Below are 19,224 nucleotides of genomic sequence, written 5' to 3'. Positions count from 1 at the left end.
TATTGAATTGTGTCCTCAATTTTCGACCGACTGAATTAGTCAGCAACGATAAATATCAGGCATGAATTATTTTTTTACATTACGGATATGCTCCGCTACATTAAGCATGGTATCGATATAAAGGTCGTCCTGCTGTTCTTTCAAATAGTGCAGCAACTCGCTGTGCGCCTGACTGGAAACGTTCAATGCATGCTCTCCACCGACACCGTGAAAAAGAAAAACAAGCAGTTTTCCACTTTTTTGTGCCTCTTTCACAAGCTCAATCATTTGCTGTCCGGTCTGCCCGACCATCGAATAGCAGTCCATGTCGAGCAATTTCTGTTCGTCAAAAGAATGCATCTCGTGTCTTACTGCTCTTGCTGCCAGGAAATCCGCCGACATCGTTGGAATGAACTCACCTTCGATCACTTTCTTATGGCCGCAGGTAAAGGCAAATGTGCGTTTGCCGTCAAGTCCGTCGATTGATTTCAAAAATGCATTACACATTTTGATTTCATCCTGAATTCTTCCAAGACTGTACTTGCTCAGATCATATTCCGGTTTTACCCAGCTCATGCCCGGGCCGCTTGCATCACAGGGATGATACAAGGTGTGATTACCCAGTTCATGCCCGTTGGCAGCGGCCTTTCGCCAGTCTCTGATCCGGTTGCGGGCTGCGTCCGATGAAGCTGTCAGGTAAAAGGTACCTTTCAAACTCAGAGAATCCAAAGCCGGTATGACATTATCAAGATGTACATTCAGCGCATCGTCGTATGTTAATACAACCGCAGCCTTTTTGCCTTTCCAAGGTTTTGATTCATCCAGAATTTCTCCATCTGTACGGAAGGGGGATGCCGGTAAGCCCTGTGAGTTGTAAAAATTAATCCCCTCGGGGTTGTCCTGCCAACCGTAACGTACATACTTAGGAGTCTTTACCGACTCACCGGACAATTCAATCTGATCTTTACCTAAAATTTTAGCTTTTGCCCAAACAAAATGTTTGTCGTAGTCTGCCACAGCAAACCAACGCAGATCTTCTCCGTCACTTGATCTTATACCACCAGCCACATCGTCGAAAGTGAGCAAAATTTTATTACCGGAGATAGTTTTTGATTTAAGCCTTGGTCCGCTATGAACGACATCTTTGTCATTATATGCAATATTTCTGGCTGCCAGCGCCAGCCTTTTACCTATATCTTTTTTGTTCAGAGGATGGATATCGTTCCATTCACCCAGATCAAGTGTTACTGTCACGGACGTAGTCTTAAGGTGTAGTGCATTATTCTGCCCCTCCCTGAGTACTGCCAGACTGCTTTCTGCGGGGGTGTAGTCGATATCCTGAAAATTAGGCAGCTGCACAACCAGGAACGGAAGGCTCTCATCCAACCAAAGTCTGCGCCAGTCACTAATCAGAGCCGGCATCAGCTTCGTATAATCACCTGCGTTGTTGACATTGGATTCACCCTGATACCACACCAAACCTTTTAGTTTCATTGGTAAAACAGGAGCAATCATCGCGTTGTACAACGCCGCAGGCTGATTTTGAGCTATTAACGGTGCGCTCACCACTTCGGCGGTATTTACCGACTGATAAACCCGACCGACCTTGTACTGCCAGGTTCCTTTCAAATCAACATGCTGATCACCGGCAGTCATAAAATAGGGCTTATCCGGTACAAATCCGCCTTTTCCCATCTGATTTGTAACCCTGATTACAAATGTATTTTTACCTGCTTTCAGAAGACCGGGAGGAAGTTCATAGCGGCGGGGCGGATACTGATAAGTGGTATTGCCTATCTTTTTGCCATTGACATACATTTCATCTGCATCTATGATGCGGCCCATATATAGTTTAACCGGCTTTCCCACCCAGCTTTCAGGAACTTCGACGTCCCGGCGAAACCAGACAACGCCATTCAGATCTTTAAGTCCCTGATCCTCCCAATAACCTGGAACGTTAAAATTTCGCCAGCCTTTTGGCTGGTAATCATTGCTTTCCCAATGTTGAGCCTGTCCTAAATCAATGTTCACAGAGTGTTTTCTTCCGCCATTTGAAAAGCTGCGGCCAAGCGTGTTGACGTAAGTCGTGTCTTTGTTTTGGATAATGGTTTTTTGAATATCATTAAAATCCTTGTAACCCCCTTCACTGATCCATGCTTCGATCGGCGTGCCTCCTACCGAACTGTTGATTATTCCAATGGGAACCTGATATTGTTTGTAAAGATCTTTTGCAAAAAAATAGCTCACAGCTCCCATGGCAAGCACATTTTTCGGATTAACAGCTTTCCATTCGCTATTAGGCAAGTCTTGTCTTGGTCCGTTCAGGTCAGTCACAGTGGGAATAAAGAAATTACGGATGTCAGCATAGTTTGCAGAATCGATATCGCCAGCAAAACGTTCTTTAACCCGCTCCATATTGATGACCATATTGCTTTGTCCACTGCAAAGCCACACGTCACCGAATGCTATATTTCTAATCCGGATCAGGTTTTCCCCCTTCAAAACCAACTCAAAGCCCGTGCCTGCAGGTTGCGAAGGCAGTAATATTTTCCATTTACCACCTGAAGCGGTCACTGTACTGAAGCTTTTGTTTTTAAGTGTCACTGTCACCTTTTCTTTTGGAGTGGCCCATCCCCAGATCGTAACCGGCTGATCACGCTGTAACACCATATCATCACCAATCAGCTGTGGAAGGCGGATGTTGGCCAAAAGATCACCGGACAGAAAAAAAAGTAAAAATACTAACCTAAAAACGTTCATCGACTAGCTGGGGAAAGTGACCAATCGCTAATAACCGTATCGATTGCCTTTATATAAAAAATGAATATACTAATAAATTAAAGCCCGCAGGCATCCCCTTAACAGGACTCCACCTGAGAACACTTGACTACATTTGATTACCACAGCCCTCACTTCAAATTCAAAAAACCTCCTACCATCAAACTTCTAAAAATTCACCACACCGGCATAAGCCTTTTTGGGTTGGTAATTCTGATCAAACAGAAGCGGATAATCTTTGCGGCCGGCTATTGGAAAATTATCCAGCCAGCTCGATTTGTCAGATACATTCCAGAATGTAACCCCGGTAACGGTGGCTTTGTATTTTCTGAAAGTATCAAACAGCATTTTGTAGTGGGCTGACTGCTTCTGCTGCATTTCAGCGGTGAATTCGCCTCTGTCTGTTTCTTTCTTTTCTCTGCGTTCATGCTCTTTGGGATAAACCGAAACGTCCAGCTCTGTAATCTGAACCGCAAGTCCCAAACCGGCAAATTGCGTAATGGACTTTTCCAGCTCCGCCTGCGTTGGTTCATAGATAGACCAATGTGCCTGCAAACCGACACCATCAATTGGCACATTTTTGTCCTTTAATTTTTTAACTAACTGATATATTTTTTCCCTCTTAACAGCGCTTTCCGTGTTATAATCATTGTAAAAAAGCTTTGCTTCAGGATCGGCAGCATGGGCATATTCAAAAGCTTTTTGAATATAATCCTCTCCTATGATCTGATAAAATTTCGATTCGCGGTAAATACTTTTGCCTGTATCCGGCACTGCTTCGTTCACCACATCCCAGGCGTATATTTTACCTTTGTATCTTGTCATTACCTCCGTAATGTGTTGTTTCAGACGGGCAAGCAGCTCTTCGCGTGTTACCGGCGTTCCCACGGAGTCCGTAAAAAACCAGCGAGGGGTCTGGCTATGCCAGCAGAGTGTATGACCTCTTACCCGGATGCCGTTCCTGACCCCGAAATCAACAATTGCATCCGCATCCTTCCAATTGTAGCGGTTTTTTTCAGGATGGATAGGTCCCATTTTCATTGCGTTTTCCGGAGTAATGCTACTGAACTGTTGTTTGATCAGCTCTGACTCGGCACCCGACAAATTTCTGGGAGCGACTGCTACGCCGATTGGAAAATAATCTTTGTAAGCCTCTTTAAGTGTTTTCTGTGCAAAAAGGTTATCCGGAGAGAACAATGCCGCCACAATGACTGCCCCTTTAACCCAAAATAATAATCCTGAATATTTTACCATGACTTATATTGATTGAAAAAATGAGATAATATTCGCTATCGGCGGGGCCGCTCAGGCGGTCGGCAGTCACATTGATGCAGATAAGAAACTGCGGACAATTAGCAACTGAACTTTCAACAGCCGAAAGCTGACGGCCGATAGCCATACGCTACTTAAACAAAAGCTGTGAAAACTGAAACAGATCATGCCTCCACACCGGCCAGCTATGCCCTCCAGGATATTCGCTGTAGGTGTATTTCACTCCCAGTTCATCAAATTTCGCACGCATAATTTTGCAATTGTTATAAGCAATATCTTCCTGCCCACCCATTGAGATCCAAAAGTTTTTGAGATTACTATTAATCTTCTCAGCGTTGGTTTTCATAAATGCATATTGCGGTTCTGTAAGTGCCGTATTATTGGAAAACCAGCCTGAACTGAATACTCCGAGCGATGAAAACATTCCTGTATTTTTTATCCCCGCATACAATGTTTGTAGCCCACCCATCGACAATCCTGCAAGTGCTCTGTTTTTGGCATCCGTTTCTACACGGAAATTGTTCTCCACAAATGGAATTGCGCTTTGTTTCAATTCGTTTTCAAATGATTTTAATACATTTTCATTAAAACCGGCGATGCCACCGGAACCTCCCATATTTCCATCCAGCATAACGATAACCATCGGTTTGGCTTTTTCTTCTGCGATCAGATTGTCCAGGATCAGGTTTGTTTTGCCCTGGTTTGCCCATCCTCTCTGATCTTCACCACCGCCGTGCAGCAGGTATAGAACAGGGTATTTTTCGGCGGATTTATCATAACCAGGCGGTGTATACACATACATTTCACGCCAGTTTCCCATGGTATTTGACTGATACTTTTTAATACGCATATCCCCATGAGCAACATCTTTTTGCGCATAGTAACCGCCATTCCGGTATGGAATCTCGATACCGCTGGCCATTCTGCCCATTCCGTAAAAAGTTTCACTTGCAGGATCCACCACGGCAAGGTCATCAACTAAAAGTGAATAATAGTGAAAACCTTTGCCGATTGAATCGGTTGTGACAGACCAGTAACCACCGGTATCTTTCGCCATTTCATATTTTTTACCTAAATCAATCTGAACCTTTTGTGCCTGAGGAGCTTTCAATCTAAAAACAACGCGGTTGTCTGGCAAAATCTGCGGATATTGTGCCGAGCGTATATTGGTTTCAGCACGCGTACCCAGCATGGTGTATTTCGACAGAGAAGCGTTGTCAACCGGTTTGAATAAAAACTGAGAAAACATATACAGCCCGTTTTTCCAGACCTTAAAATCATGAACTCCGGGCTCGATGTAGTACACATGCGGAACCGAATGTTCGAACATGTAATCATGCGTACGCTTGCTGAACGTAATCAGCCTGTCGTTGTCGCCACAGGAAATAAACAGGAGTTTCAGCTTCTTTCTGGCGTCCTCAGGATCGGGCATGAGCTCGCCAGGCATTTTCGTGTTCGGTGCAGATGAAAACCCACCGACCCAGGCAAACTGATCCAAATTACCCAAGCCAATGTTCAGCGATTGGCCACCTCCCATGGATAGTCCGGCAATAGCGCGTTGTTCCCGATCTTTAAAAACCGGGTATTTGCTTTCGATGAAGGGAATCAAATCTAAAAGCAAGTCCTGCTCGAAGGTGGCAAATGCAGCGACTTTATCTTGCGCCATGATATTACCGGTAGCACGGTCGTCCTTCATAGCCCTTCCGTTTGGCATAACGACAATCATAGGTTCAATTTTTCTTTCCGCATAAAGATTGTCCAGGATCAGCTGCGGATTTCCGCCTTTTAGCCACTCTTTTTCATCTCCGCCAATGCCATGCAAAAGATAGAGTACAGGATATTTTTTCTTTTTAGAAAATCCAGGCGGTGTATAGATCAAAGCCTTGCGGGTGCTGCCGACAGTCCCGGACTGATACCGGACCGTATCAATTTTGCCCGCTGCAACTCCTGGCAGTACCACGTCATAACCTTTGGGCATTTCTTTCAGCATCCGTTGCGCCATGCTTACTGATGCAAGCATGAGCAGGCTTATGGCAATTGACACAATTGTTCTCATAACTATCAAAATATTGGGCGTATAAACAGAATACGGTTAGATCAATACTATTTGGCCACCGCTTTGAACATCGGATCCTTACTACTGTATTTCAGATATTTAAATGAAGCCGAATTACTAGTCTGCTCACCTGAGGAGGTGGCATACATACCAAACATACAACCAATAAAACCTCCGGCAACCTGCGTGCTCAAAAATTTTGCATCGACCTTATCTTTTATCAATTCCCAACTACTGGCTGTTGAAAAGTAAAAACTATACATGTCTCCGTTCGCTGTAATACGTAGCTTAACGGGTTTTGAAGCATCTGCTAAGGGCACCTGGCTTAGCAATTCCATGCTCTTTTTATTAGCTCCGCTTTTATAAAGCTGAATGACAGGCTTGCCCTTTTCAACTGATTTACCAATAAAATAAAAGTGAGATTCATCCTGAAAAATGGTCAGACCTGCTTTTTCATGCTCGGATTTCGCAGAAAAAGCAATTTCCACTTCCGTTGTGCAGTACAGATGCTGCTGGCGTTTGCCAATAAATGAAGGATTGCCCATTTCCAGGATTGTTTCCGGTTTCAACTTCATCGTCAGGCCGCTTAGCTTCGAAAGCGAGAAGGAACTGCTATCGATCGTTCTCATAAAAAGCAATGCAGGATCCAATGTTTTTTCAAATGTGAGCGTATATTCGAAATTACCCGCTTGCGGAAGCGCATCCTTTTGCTTTACTTCCTTATACTTTACCAAATAATCATACTTAATTTCCCTGCTTGACGGATTAATAATCGGCCAGTCGTCTTTCCATTCCACGGGTGCGATAAAGGTTTCCCGGCCTGTGTTGTAGAAATTCCCTTCGTAGGGTCTTACAGCAAGAAAAATAGCATATGTCTTCCCATCAGGACCATTCACGAACTGGGCATGACCAGCGGATGTGATCGGATCTTTGCGGTTGTCTGGTAAACCTTTTTGCGTCAGAATCGGGTTATTTTCATAAGGCAGGTAAGGCCCCCAAACAGATTTGCTACGAAAAACTACTTCTGTATGATTAACCGAAGTTCCTCCCTCAGCCGCATAGAGGTAATACCAGCCATTTCTTTTCATGATATGCGGTGCTTCAATCCAAACCGGCTTTTTACTCAAATCGACACCCCCGTTGACCAGCTGTTTCTCTTCACCGATAACTTTTAACTTAACCGGATCAATTTCGTAAATTCGGATGGTTCTGTGTCCGGAATACAGCGGTTTTCTTTCAGGAGCATCGCTGTTATAAACAATATACGCTTTCTTATCATCATCAAAGTAAAGGGACGGATCTATGCCGTGAACCTGAGGGACACGCACCGGATTGCTCCACGGGCCGGCAGGGTCCTTTGCAGTAACTACAAAATTTCCATCATGATCAATGTCGGTACAAGTTACGTAATATGTTCCGTTGTGGTAGCTGATCGCTGGCGCGAAAAGCCCACGGGTTAATTTTTCTCCCATAAAATCCATCTGAGAAGGCCGGCTGATTACGTTACCGATCTGTTTCCAGTTTTTAAGGTCTTTGCTGTGAAACACCGGAATTCCCGGAAAATAGGAAAATGTAGAATTGACAAGATAATACTCAGCACCTACCTGTACCACACTTGGGTCGGGGTAAAAACCTGTCAGGATCGGATTGACTAGTGTAGTGGTTTGAGCCAACGCACACTGACCCGTAAATAATCCGACGGATAAATATAAGATAGCTTTAAAGTGTCTGATTTTCATTAATTTAATAAATATTTACTAACTGAAAGAGACGACAAACTCCAGTGATACTATGCTTGATTGTGTTTATTTTTGTCAGGGGTTTATCGTCGTAATATTTCCGCTGCTGTCTCTGATCAGTTCTCTTACTTTCACATTGCGAAGATGTGTTTTTCCGGAGAGCTCCGAATCATGATAAAATAAATACCACTTTCCTTTTACTTCAACAATAGAGTGATGCGTAGTCCAGCCTTCGACCGGATTCATGATCACGCCTTTGTAAGTGAATGGCCCATAGGGCGAATTTCCTTCTGCATAACAAAGAAGGTGGGTGTCACCTGTTGAATACGAGAAATAGTATTTGCCATTGTATTTATGCATCCAAGCTCCCTCGAAAAAACGCCTGTTTGTGTCTGACGCAAGAAGTGGCTTTCCGTTTTCATCCAGAATTTGTACGTCTCTTAAAGGCTCACCAAACGATAACATATTGTCCTTCATAACAGCCACCTTCGCACCTAATGCAGGCTCATTTTCATGGCCTTTTCCCAGATCGGTCATCAGTGCTTTTTTATAGGTACCTGTATGCCAGCGTTGCAGCTGACCGCCCCAAATGCCTCCAAGATACATGTATGCTTTCCCGTCAGTGTCAGTAAAAACGGCTGGGTCAATGCTGTAACTACCTGCAATAGGCTTGGGCTCAGCCTTGAATGGCCCGGTTGGAGACTTGCTGGTAGCTACTCCGATACGGAAAATACCTTCTTTATCTTTGGCAGGAAAATATAGAAGATAAGTACCGTTTTTGTAAGCTGCATCAGGAGCCCACATTTGTTTATCTGCCCACGGTACGTCCTTCACATCAAGCGCCACACCATGGTCGGTGACTTTTCCGCCGATTTTGTCCAGGGAGTAAACATGGTAATCCCGCATTTGAAAATGCCCCCCTTCATCGTCCTGCGGCACGTCTGCCTCAACGTCATGTGATGGGTAAATGTAGATTTTCCCATTGAAAACATGTGCTGACGGATCGGCCGTGTATAAATCAGTTACCAACGGGCCAATTTTTCCCGGTGTTTTCTGAGCTGCCGACTGGCCGGAAACAGCAACAATAAGCGAAAGTGCAGCTGCAAAGCAATTATTAATTTGAATCATCATTTTACTTTGATAAAAACCGAAAATCTTTGACGTTTTTCTAGAAAGATCACTTTCTGCATTACTACCCAAATTTTAACCAAAAGATGCAAAACTGCGCTTACAGCAGCCCCGCATCCCTGGCTTATTGATTTTGATTACTAATATCCTGTGTTCTGCGGAAATTTTGGACCTTCTACTACCCTGTCAATCTGAGACTGTGGAATTGGGCGTAACATATGAAAGTCTTTAATATAAGTAGCCGCTTCCTTATTCCACTCCTGCACACGGCGGATCAGCGAGCGTGTTCTTACAAGGTCATGCCAGCGCTGCCATTCTCCGAAGAATTCGCGGCTCCGTTCGTCAAGAATAAAATCCAGTGTTACGTCAGCGGCTGTAATGTTCATGGCCGTAGCAGCCGTTGTGTTCTGAGCCGTGCTATTGGTTTTCCGAAATGCCGCGCGCTGTCGGAGAACATTGATCATTGTGGCAGCTTTCGCTGCATCGCCCGCCTTAAAATTCGCCTCAGCACCTGTCAGGTAAACATCCGCAAAGCGATACAAAACAGCAGGACGTGTAGATGGATCGTTGAAATTGGCACCACGGCTCGGATCCATATATTTTTTCAAAGCGGGATAAATACCGTTGTTCCAAAGACTTGGCGGCACGACAATACCCTTAAATGGCCGTGATCCCACAAACTGAGGTGCGCCCGGCACTTCATAGTCGGGCAGCCAAACGGCCGTGTCAGACCCAGGAACGGTGGTGTAACCTATGCCCCGGGTATTGTTGGCGGTAGTTGGGGTATTCGTCACAGCGGTATTAGAGATATAAACCGTGTAGAATGAATTGGCGAAACGTGAATCCACATCGCGGTTAGTGAAAGCCTGATCAAGGAAATAGTTTTTTCCGGCACGCGTACCCGTAGTCTGTTTATCCGAATTGGGACGCATCCGAACATAAGGACGACCGTAGTATGAATCGCGGATCATCCCCGAAGTACCACTGTTGGTGAAAACTCCGGCAGCATTTTTAATTGAGTTAATGCCACTGTTATTAGGATAATTCCAGTTGGTGAACCATGGGCTCAGGTTTTGTGCCGCACCACCACCAGCTGCACCACCAACGCTGTAGTAACCATATTTTGGATCCAGCACGTGGTCACTGACAAACATCGTCTCTTTTCCATAGTCGTTTGCAGGAACAAATGCGTCGCCATAATCCTGCCACAGATCCAGGCCGTAAGCAGATTTATTAGCAATAATCTCATCGCAAAGTTTGGCAGCCTGGGTAAAATCACTGGCCGTATTGTTCAGCCATCCACGGGTAAGGTATGCTTTGGCAAGCAGGAACTGGGCCACTGGTTTGGTTGCTGCTTTGCCCAGGAATGGAGCAGTTGGCTGGTTTGGCAGGTCAGCAGCAGCTTCCGTAAGATCCTTAATGATCAGCTCATAAACCGCTGCCGCAGGTTGGCGGGTGGCTGCCTGCGAGGCTATAGTAATAAACTCAGTGTGAAGCGGCACATCGCCCCAGGTCTGCACCAGATAGAAATACCAGAATGCCCTCAAAAATTTAGCCTGCGCAAGATACTGCTTCCTTGTGGTTTCGGGCAATTCTATCGTCTGACCATATTGCAGCACGCCATTCAGGGTGTTGATATCCTGAAACGCAACACCCCAGGCCGACCCGAAGTTACTGCTGTTCAAACCGTTGTAAGTATAGGCATTACCCGTGCCGGCATTGACACCTTGAATAAACTCGTCGGTTCCTGCCTGCATTTCAACGGTGAACCCCTCGGTACCCCACTGGCCCCGAATATCGTTATAAACCCCTGCTATCCCTCCAAGCACGCCGGATGGACTATTGAAATAAGATGGTACAATCTGGGACTGCGGGTGTTCTTCGAGCACTTTTTCACATCCGGAGCTGAGTGCAACGATCAGCCCGGCAGTAATCATTATTTTAATAGATTTCATGATCGGATTAAAATTTAAGGTTAACACCAACAGTGAATTGTCTTACCGGAGGATTATTAAGATTTACGGAAATCTGACGTTCAGGCGTTCCACGGTCGCTGGAGGCATCCGGATTAAGCGTCGACTGACCGCTGGCATAGCTGTTTCCCTCAGGGTCGATAGCCAGTTTGTCTTTCACCAAAGGCGAATAGATGATGAATGGATTTGTCAGGTTTACGTAGATTCTGGCCGACGTTGCACCAATTTTTTTGAAAACATTGCTTTGGAAAGTGTAACCAAAGTTGATGCTTCTGCACTTGATAAACGAACCGTCGTAATATCCCAGCGTCGAACCAAAGTTTGCCACAGCCCCGCTGGCATCAGGAGCAGGAAATGCATTTGTTGGATTTGTATCAGTCCAATAATCCGTTTTCACCTGATTTACACGGCTCTGGTTGAAGAATGCAAATCCACCTGACCCTGTGGAGTTACCTGTCAGGTAAGGCACAATTACTTTCATTCCCATACGGGCATAGGCGACAACGGAAGCATCAAAATTCCTGAAACTGAAGCGGGTAGTAAGGCCTCCCTCCCACTTGGGCTGAAAATTACCCAGAAGCTGACGATCATTGGCGTCAATTTTTCCATCCCCGTTCAGATCCTCCACTCTGATTTGTCCCGGGTTTTGCAGAGGTGACGACTGCTTGGCCAAAGTGCCGTTTTCCTTATCTGCAGTTTGCCAGATACCAAGCTTTTTGTAATCATAAATAACTGAAAGTGGTTGACCTACAAACCATCCTGCACCCAGATTGGACTGTTCCTGCGGTGTAGTCAGCTGAGTAATTTTTTCACGGTTGAAGAAATAAGTCGCGTCAATGCTCCAATTGAATCGTTTTGGTTTTCTGATGATCTCAAAGGTTGTGGTTACTTCCACACCTTTGCCTTCCGTTTTACCAAGATTTTTTAAAGTGGAACCCGCTCCGTTACTTGCAGGCAGCGGAACTGACAGCAAAATATTCTTGGTTTTCTGATGATACCAATCTACCGAACCGGTAATTCGGTTGTTGAGTATACCAAAATCGATACCAATATCGAGCTGCGAAGTTGATTGCCATGTCAGGTCATTGGCCGGAAGACTGGTAACTGTGTAGGCCAGCTGCTGTCCGGCAGTACCCGTTCCGAAATTGTAATACCCGGCTGATAATGCCCCTAGCGTTGAATAAGCACCGACATTCCTGTTTCCGGAAATACCCCATCCGCCACGTAGTTTAAGATTGGAAATAAAAGGGGCTGATTTCATAAAACTTTCTTCAATCACATTCCACCCCAGACCAATAGCCGGATAATTAAAATACTGATTACCAGGAGACAATGTAGAGGATCCATCACGACGTAAAGTCATGGTCAGCAAATACTTGTCGGCATAGCTGTAGTTGAGCCGCCCCATATAGGATAACAATCCGGTTTCCGAAAACGAGTTGCCAAAATCTGAACTCGCGACAGGCTGGCCCGATGCGAGCGAAAAGTTGGATGTTTTAATATAATCCGCCGGTACACCGGTCACTGTGAAACGGCTGCCCAATGAGTGGTTTTTGGTATACTCATAAAGTGCGGTAAAGCCCAGTTTATGCTTGCCTGCAAATGTTTTATCAAAATAAAGCAAATGTTGCAGGTTTACATCCCAATATTCTGTGTTACTGATCTCGGCATTGGATGATGCCTGCGTTGTAGCAGAATTGAAATAAGTCAGCGGACCATTGTAGCCATTGTAATTAGACTGGCTGAAATTCAATCCCGCATTGAACCGGTATTTCAGTCCAGGTAAAATGTTTACCTCTGCATAAATACTGTTGAAAGTCCGCAGTGCGCGAGTCCGTCCCATGTAGGAATCTTTTTTGGTCAAAATCGTAAGCGGACTTACGCCGGCTGCATCAATAGAACCTTCCGAGGGAAATGTATTTACGGTGCCATCCGCATTGTAAGGCGATGCAAGTGGCGTCAGCCGCACGAGGCCTCCTGGTATGCCGCCTCCGCCAGGTGTGTTCTGGTAAGTCAGCGTATTCAACGTGTTAAGACCGATCTTTACATGTTTTCCAATCCGCTGATCAATGGTCGCACGGATATTGAAACGCTGAAAGTTTTGGCTCGGAATGATCCCTGTTTCGTTGAAATAGCCCAAACCTATTGAATATTGAGTCGTCTCACTACCACCCTGTACACCCAATTGATGATTAGACATAAATCCTGGCTTGTAAATCAGATCCTGCCAATTGGTTGATATGCCCTTATCCAGCGCTTCCTGTTCTTTTTGGGTAATCACATAACCGGATGTTCCCGGGCTGGTGCGGTTGTATTTGGCTGCATCAAGTTTGAACTGAGCGTATTCGGGGCCGTTCATTACGTTGAATTTACCCATTACCCGTGTTTCTCCGTGATACCCGTCGTAGCTGAATACCGGTTTTCCCACCTTACCTCTTTTGGTCGTCACCAAAATAACGCCCCCTGAACCACGGGAACCATAAATCGCCGTCGCAGAGGCATCTTTTAACACCTCAAGATTGAGGATGTCATCAGGATTAATATCATTCAGGCCACCGAATGGTATCCCGTCGACCACCACCAACGGACCATCCTGGCTGTCTGCGGTACCTGAACTTGTCGTGAGCGTTCTATTTCCTCTGATTCTGATCTGTCCCTGGGAGCCGGGTGTACTGCCGTTGCTAATGATTGAAACACCCGCAGCGCGCCCTTTTAACTGATTGATCAGGTTCGGAGCGGGTACTTCTTTCAGGGTGGCTTCGCTTACAGATACAACAGATCCCGTCACATCTCTTTTGCGTTGGGTACCGTAGCCCACCACTACCACTTCTTCAAGTGTCTTGTTGTCGACCTCCAGGGTAACGTTGATGATCCTCTGTGACCCGATCATCACTTCCTTTGAGGCGTAGCCGACCAAGGAAAACACCAGAATCGCATCCGCTTCCTGAATGACCAGTTTGTAATTTCCGTTCTGGTCAGCGCTGGTTCCCCGCACTGTGGACTTCACAAGTACGTTCACGCCGGGAAGTGCCTGCCCGTCTGAGGATGTCACCTTTCCTGAAATCTCAATTTCAACAGCAGAACTCTGGCTGTATTTGGCACTGACTCCTGACTTGGCAGCTGCTGACCCGGCTATGACCTGGGCAGAAACGCCCAGCAGTAGAATTGGGAAGGCCGATATTGCCGTGATCCTTGCCAACATGTTACGGTTTAATAAACAGTTTTGCATATTTATTTATGATTTTATTTTCTTGGTTTACTTGAATAATCCTGATTGGTTGGCAAGCGGATTAGCAGCTGCAACGCGCCAGGTAAAATCTCGGGCATACAGCGTTATGTCATAGTTTTAGGATACATTTATTTGATTAAAACTTTTTCCATTGATGTTTGGATACTGGGTAAGAAACCATTGTCTTTGAGATAAAATAAATTAGTGTCACTTTGACAATACTAGATTTTGTCATAATTATACATTAATGATCTTACCCGACTGTCTTTGGATTCGGACTGCTTAACATTCCCAATCTTCTACCGTCCTAACTGATCACTTTCATAATTTTTTCGAGATATAATTTGATTTATTATTGAGCAAAAGTAGCACACTCTTACCCTCAGACGTGAGCATATTTGTTAATTTTAAAGCTACAAATGTTCAAATGCAGCAAAAAAATGCCGGATTCTGCGACAAACTTGCATTTTAGGAATTAATTTCCCGAATTTGCGCAAGAAGAGCATGCGCCATTGCACCATCAGGCTTTGACGCTGGCTTTGCACGCTTTACGGTTACAACCGGTAAGCTATAATTTCTACTCCTGAGGGCCGACAGCTATTAATCTTACTAAATCAATGTGCTTGAAAATCCGTAGTATTTATTATTTTGCTTGCATGCTTCTTATTCTGGCAGAGGTAATACTGCCTGCTTTTGCTCAGCAAACCGGGCCAAAGTTTACGTCCCTGACATCCATGGACGGCTTATCTTCAAACACGGTCAGTGCGATCCTAAAAGATCAGCATGGCCTGATGTGGTTTGCAACTGATGATGGTCTGAACCGCTTTGACGGAACGGATGTTCTGGTTTACCGCCATGACAAAAAAGATTCATCCTCACTTAAATCAAGTGACATTACCAGTTTGCATCAGGATAAAAGAGGCAGGATGTGGGTCGGTACTATTGAAGGTGGGCTTCATCTTTACAACAGGAAAAATGATTCATTTACAGCGATAAAATCTCCGCACAGTGTTACCAGTATTGCGAGTGACGCTTCGGGAAAACTTTGGGTAGGTACCACTGGCGGCTTAGTCAATGTAGACGCAGAAACCAAAAGGATCACTACTTTTTCTTCTATACCCAACGTTCCCGATGAAATTACAAAAGGACTTATTCTTAGTATTATAGTTGACAGTAAACAACGGGTCTGGGTGGGATCCAGAAATGGTTTGTACAGGATCAACCCGTCTGATAAAGAAAATGAATACATCAACTACTTACAGCGACTGCCCGATGATGCCGGTTCGCGTACGGTAAAGTCCATTATCGAGGACCGACAGGGGAATATTTGGCTGGGTACCTACAGCGGTGTATTCAAACTTAGTTCAGATGGGCAAATAGTAAAGAATTTCAGGTATGAATCCGGCAATAAAAATTCGTTGAGTACCAATATGGTCTTTTCAATCACTTTGGAGAATGATCATCAAATCTGGATAGGTACTGACGCCGGGCTTAACATACTCGATACGAGAAACGAAAAAATTACGCGGTATGGCCCGGATGCCAGAACGCAGTTCAGCCTAAGCAACAAATCGGTGCGCAGCATACTGATCGACAATGAAGGTATAAGCTGGCTCGGCACGTATAAGGGCGGTGTGAACAAATACGATAAAAATCTTGCAATTTTTGGACTGAAAAGATCTGATGTGAATGATCCGTATGGTCTGAGTGCGCCATTTGTCACCTCATTTGCACAAACTAAAACAGGCGAATTGTTTGTCGGCACCGACGGTGGCGGACTTAATCTGTATAACCGGAACACGAATCTGTTCCGAAAATTTCCGATCAATCCTAAAAACAGAAACGCGGCCGCCGGCCTGGCTATTCTCACCCTCGAACTGGTATCAGATCGTGAACTTTGGATAGGAACCTTCCGGGACGGACTATTTCAATTTAATCCCAGAACAGGATCCTATATCCAATACATTCATGGTAAGGATTCGGCGAGTCTGAGCAGTAATGAGATTTTTTGTTTGGAGAAAGACAAATCCGGGAAGCTTTGGATCGGCACCAATGGAGGCGGTTTAAATCTGTTTGATCCGGCTACCAAACGCTTCGAAAGATTCTTCGATCCGGCAATACCGGTTTCTGAGCGAATTATTCCGCTCAATGGCTACATAAGGGATATTTTAATGGATAGAACCGGAAAGCTATGGATCGCTTCTCACGGAACCGGGATTGCCGTGTTTGATCCTGTCAAACAAAAGTCGGTTCTGCTGGACAAACAATCCAGTAATCTTCCAGGTAATATTGTTTCCTCTATTTTGGAAGACCATAGGGGCAATATTTGGGTTGGCACCTTTGGCGAAGGTCTGGCCTTGTATAATTTTAGAACCAAAAAGTTTATTTGTTACGGACAAAAAGAAGGACTAGCCAGCAATGTCATCAACAAAATCCTGGAGGACGCTCAGGGACGTATCTGGGTAAGTACCAATCAGGGCATTAGTTGTTTTGATGTAAAAAACAAAAAATTCAAAAACTATACCTCATATAATGGCATACAGGACAGGACATTTGTGCTGGGCTCCGGTATTCGCGCAAACGATAATACTCTCTTCTTCGGAGGAATTGCGGGTTTCAATTACATCGACACACGTAGCCTGCCCGACAGCAGGCGTATTGCGCCAGTTATCTTAAAAGACCTGCGTATCGGTAACCGAAGCATAACGCCGGCAGATTCCAATCTGATAGACGCAGACATATCGATTGCCAAAACAATCAGTCTGGACTACAAGCAAAATTTTTCTGTTGGTTATGCTGCACTTGATTATACAAACCCTAAACAGGTGCAATACCGGCACAGACTCCTGGGGATGCAGTCAGAATGGAATGAGACGGGTGTAAACAATCTTGCCAGTTATACCAACCTAAGCCCTGGCAGGTACACCTTTGAAGTTCAGGCCAGTAACAACGGGATCAACTGGTCTGACAAAACCACTTCCATAGACATTGTTGTCAAACCGCCTTTTTACCTGACTATTTATGCTTACATACTTTATTTTCTGACACCATTTGCGATCGTTTTTGCAATGCGGCGCCGCGGTATTCAAAAGCTGCAGCGAAAATTCAGAGAAGAGCAGCAACGCGCACAGGCCGAGCAGGCACAGGAACTTGACAGAATGAAGATCAAATTCCTGACCAATATAAGTCATGAGTTCAGAACACCCATTTCATTAATTCTCGCGCCAGTCGAGAACCTTCTTGCCAAGACCAAAACCACCGAGCTGCATCCTCCGGCTTTGGCGATAAAACGCAACGCAAAGAGGTTACTTAATCTGGTAGATCAGCTGCTTGACTTTAAAAACATGCAGCAGCAGGAACTCCAGCTGGACCTAAGCCGAAAAGATATCATTTTGTACATTAACGACACCTGCGATCAGTTCAGTGATCTTTCGATCCGGAAAGGCATTCAATTTAATATTGAAAGTACAATTGGTCAGCTTCTGATGGACTTTGATGTCAACAAACTTGAAAGGATTTTGTTTAACCTGCTTTCCAATGCATTTAAGTTTACGCCCAAAGGCGGAGCGGTGAAACTAAGGATCTTCGAACAAACTGATTATGAAACCAAACGCTGGCTAACCGTCGTTGTCAGCGACACAGGAATAGGGATTACCGAAGGCGTACAGGACAAGATTTTTGACCGTTTTTTTCAAAATAATACAAACCTTTCTGTCCTCAACCAGGGAAGCGGAATCGGATTATCGATTGTACGGGAATTCGTACAGTTACACCAGGGGACCATCGCGGTCGCAAGTCAGCGCGGCCTGGGCAGTAGTTTTACAGTAAAGCTCCCAATTGCCGCCGACTCCCTAACACTTATTTCAGATCAATGGCCCAATGAGAAAGCGGTTGCCAGCCGTGTCAGCCCTCAGATTGCTGCACAGAAACAGGAAAGACTTTATGACGAAGATCCGTCCAGCGTTCTGATTATTGAAGACAATGAGGAGTTTAGACATTACCTTAAAGAAAACCTGCTTCCTTACTATAATGTAATAGAAGCTGGCAACGGAAAAGAAGGCTGGCAAAAAACACTTAGTCATCACCCCGAACTGATCGTAAGTGATATCGCCATGCCGGAAATGGATGGAATTACGTTAAGTCAAAAAATCAAAGCGGATAAAAGGACAAAACATATTCCGATTATTTTGCTCACTGCCTCCACAGGTGAGCAGCAGCAGCTCGATGGGCTTAATTCAGGTGCGAACGACTATCTGACAAAGCCATTTAATTTCGAGATTTTAAATGCAAAAATGAACAATCTCATCCTGTTAAACCGGCTGCTGAAGGGCGTTTATTCCCGGCACATTAAGTTATCCGGCCAGCAGCCGCAGAACGAGTCGAGTCAGGAAAAGTTACTTAAAGATATGCTGACGTACATTGAAGATAACCTGCACACATCCCAGCTTAGCGTTGAAAATCTTAGCAGACATGTCGGAATGAGTCGGGGAACGCTTTACAGTAAAGTCCTTGAAATGAGCGGCCAGACACCCATCGAGTTTATTCGCTCTATCAAACTTGAAAAAGCCGCTGTACTGCTGGAAAACAGTGATCTGAGCATTTCACAGATATCCTATATGACCGGCTTTACCGCACCAAACTATTTTGCAAAATCATTTAAAGCAAAATTCAACATGCTGCCGACTGAATATAAGGCAAAAAAGAGAAAACAGCCACAAATCGACATTTAGGCAGTCCTTTTTCATTTCCTACAACTATCTCACAAAAATATAACAAATCTCTGCTTTGCCAGAAACTAATCCCGGCTATGACCGCCGGGATTTTACTCTTAAATATCATTATATTCAGCTGCTTTATTTCTTGAAAAAAGTAGAAAAAAATCAAATGTGTTGTCAGGCTTTCTGATGGATGGAATTGCGGGATTTGCATATAGCTCAGCAAGCTAAGGCGCATTTGCCGGGCAACCGGACGGCTTTCTAAATCGTTGCTGATATCAAAACTGCTAACAATCAAGACTTCAATAAAAAATGGAGCTGATCATCTAACTGTAATCCGATGCCCCTCCGGCTC

9 protein-coding genes are annotated in these 19,224 nt (G+C 44.8%); 1 reads left to right on the top strand and 8 read right to left on the bottom strand.

The features are described from left to right. Nucleotides 1-66 precede the first annotated feature (66 nt). From E0F88_RS05405 to E0F88_RS05375, 7 genes are all read right to left on the bottom strand, one after another. On the bottom strand, nt 67-2,739 hold the full coding sequence (locus E0F88_RS05405; protein ID WP_131957142.1) for a sialate O-acetylesterase: 2,673 nt from the start codon (nt 2,737-2,739) through the stop codon (nt 67-69). Between the two features lie 186 nt (nt 2,740-2,925). Continuing rightward, on the bottom strand, nt 2,926-4,011 hold the full coding sequence (locus tag E0F88_RS05400) for an endo-1,4-beta-xylanase (protein WP_131957141.1): 1,086 nt from the start codon (nt 4,009-4,011) through the stop codon (nt 2,926-2,928). A gap of 148 nt (nt 4,012-4,159) precedes the next feature. Beyond that, a complete protein-coding gene (locus E0F88_RS05395; RefSeq protein ID WP_131957140.1) occupies nt 4,160-6,085 on the bottom strand; it encodes an alpha/beta hydrolase-fold protein in 1,926 nt (641 codons plus the stop codon). 47 nt (nt 6,086-6,132) lie between these two features. Next, entirely contained in the window at nt 6,133-7,824 is a 1,692-nt protein-coding gene (locus E0F88_RS05390) for a glycoside hydrolase family 43 protein (RefSeq protein ID WP_131957139.1), read from the bottom strand. A gap of 75 nt (nt 7,825-7,899) precedes the next feature. Next, nucleotides 7,900-8,952: a glycoside hydrolase family 43 protein gene (locus tag E0F88_RS05385; protein WP_374756309.1), complete on the bottom strand. Its 1,053-nt coding sequence runs from the start codon at nt 8,950-8,952 to the stop codon at nt 7,900-7,902. Nucleotides 8,953-9,092: 140 nt separating this feature from the next. After that, nucleotides 9,093-10,907, bottom strand: a complete 1,815-nt coding sequence (locus E0F88_RS05380; protein ID WP_131957137.1) for a RagB/SusD family nutrient uptake outer membrane protein — start codon at nt 10,905-10,907, stop codon at nt 9,093-9,095. 7 nt (nt 10,908-10,914) lie between these two features. Next, entirely contained in the window at nt 10,915-14,154 is a 3,240-nt protein-coding gene (locus E0F88_RS05375; RefSeq protein ID WP_131957136.1) for a SusC/RagA family TonB-linked outer membrane protein, read from the bottom strand. Between the two features lie 656 nt (nt 14,155-14,810). Here E0F88_RS05375 and E0F88_RS05370 point away from each other — a divergent pair. After that, the gene (locus E0F88_RS05370; protein WP_165939999.1) at nt 14,811-18,884 is read left to right on the top strand and encodes a hybrid sensor histidine kinase/response regulator transcription factor; all 4,074 of its coding nucleotides are present in this window, start codon (nt 14,811-14,813) and stop codon (nt 18,882-18,884) included. Here E0F88_RS05370 and E0F88_RS35020 read toward each other — a convergent pair. Further along, the gene (locus E0F88_RS35020; protein WP_510185869.1) at nt 18,823-19,167 is read right to left on the bottom strand and encodes a DUF8487 domain-containing protein; all 345 of its coding nucleotides are present in this window, start codon (nt 19,165-19,167) and stop codon (nt 18,823-18,825) included. The two genes, E0F88_RS05370 and E0F88_RS35020, sit on opposite strands and share 62 nt — an antisense overlap. Nucleotides 19,168-19,224 lie beyond the last annotated feature (57 nt).

This window comes from Dyadobacter psychrotolerans (assembly GCF_004349265.1).
Classification (GTDB): domain Bacteria; phylum Bacteroidota; class Bacteroidia; order Cytophagales; family Spirosomataceae; genus Dyadobacter; species Dyadobacter psychrotolerans.
This window is presented reverse-complemented; position numbering and strand designations above follow the sequence as displayed.

Excerpts from the sequence above, each read along its gene's own strand:
- E0F88_RS05405 (WP_131957142.1), bottom strand. The coding sequence starts at position 2,739 with ATGAACGTTTTTAGGTTAGTATTTTTACTTTTTTTTCTGTCCGGTGAT.
- E0F88_RS05400 (WP_131957141.1), bottom strand. The coding sequence starts at position 4,011 with ATGGTAAAATATTCAGGATTATTATTTTGGGTTAAAGGGGCAGTCATT.
- E0F88_RS05395 (WP_131957140.1), bottom strand. The coding sequence starts at position 6,085 with ATGAGAACAATTGTGTCAATTGCCATAAGCCTGCTCATGCTTGCATCA.
- E0F88_RS05390 (WP_131957139.1), bottom strand. The coding sequence starts at position 7,824 with ATGAAAATCAGACACTTTAAAGCTATCTTATATTTATCCGTCGGATTA.
- E0F88_RS05385 (WP_374756309.1), bottom strand. The coding sequence starts at position 8,952 with ATGATTCAAATTAATAATTGCTTTGCAGCTGCACTTTCGCTTATTGTT.
- E0F88_RS05380 (WP_131957137.1), bottom strand. The coding sequence starts at position 10,907 with ATGAAATCTATTAAAATAATGATTACTGCCGGGCTGATCGTTGCACTC.
- E0F88_RS05375 (WP_131957136.1), bottom strand. The coding sequence starts at position 14,154 with ATGCAAAACTGTTTATTAAACCGTAACATGTTGGCAAGGATCACGGCA.
- E0F88_RS05370 (WP_165939999.1), top strand. The coding sequence starts at position 14,811 with ATGCTTCTTATTCTGGCAGAGGTAATACTGCCTGCTTTTGCTCAGCAA.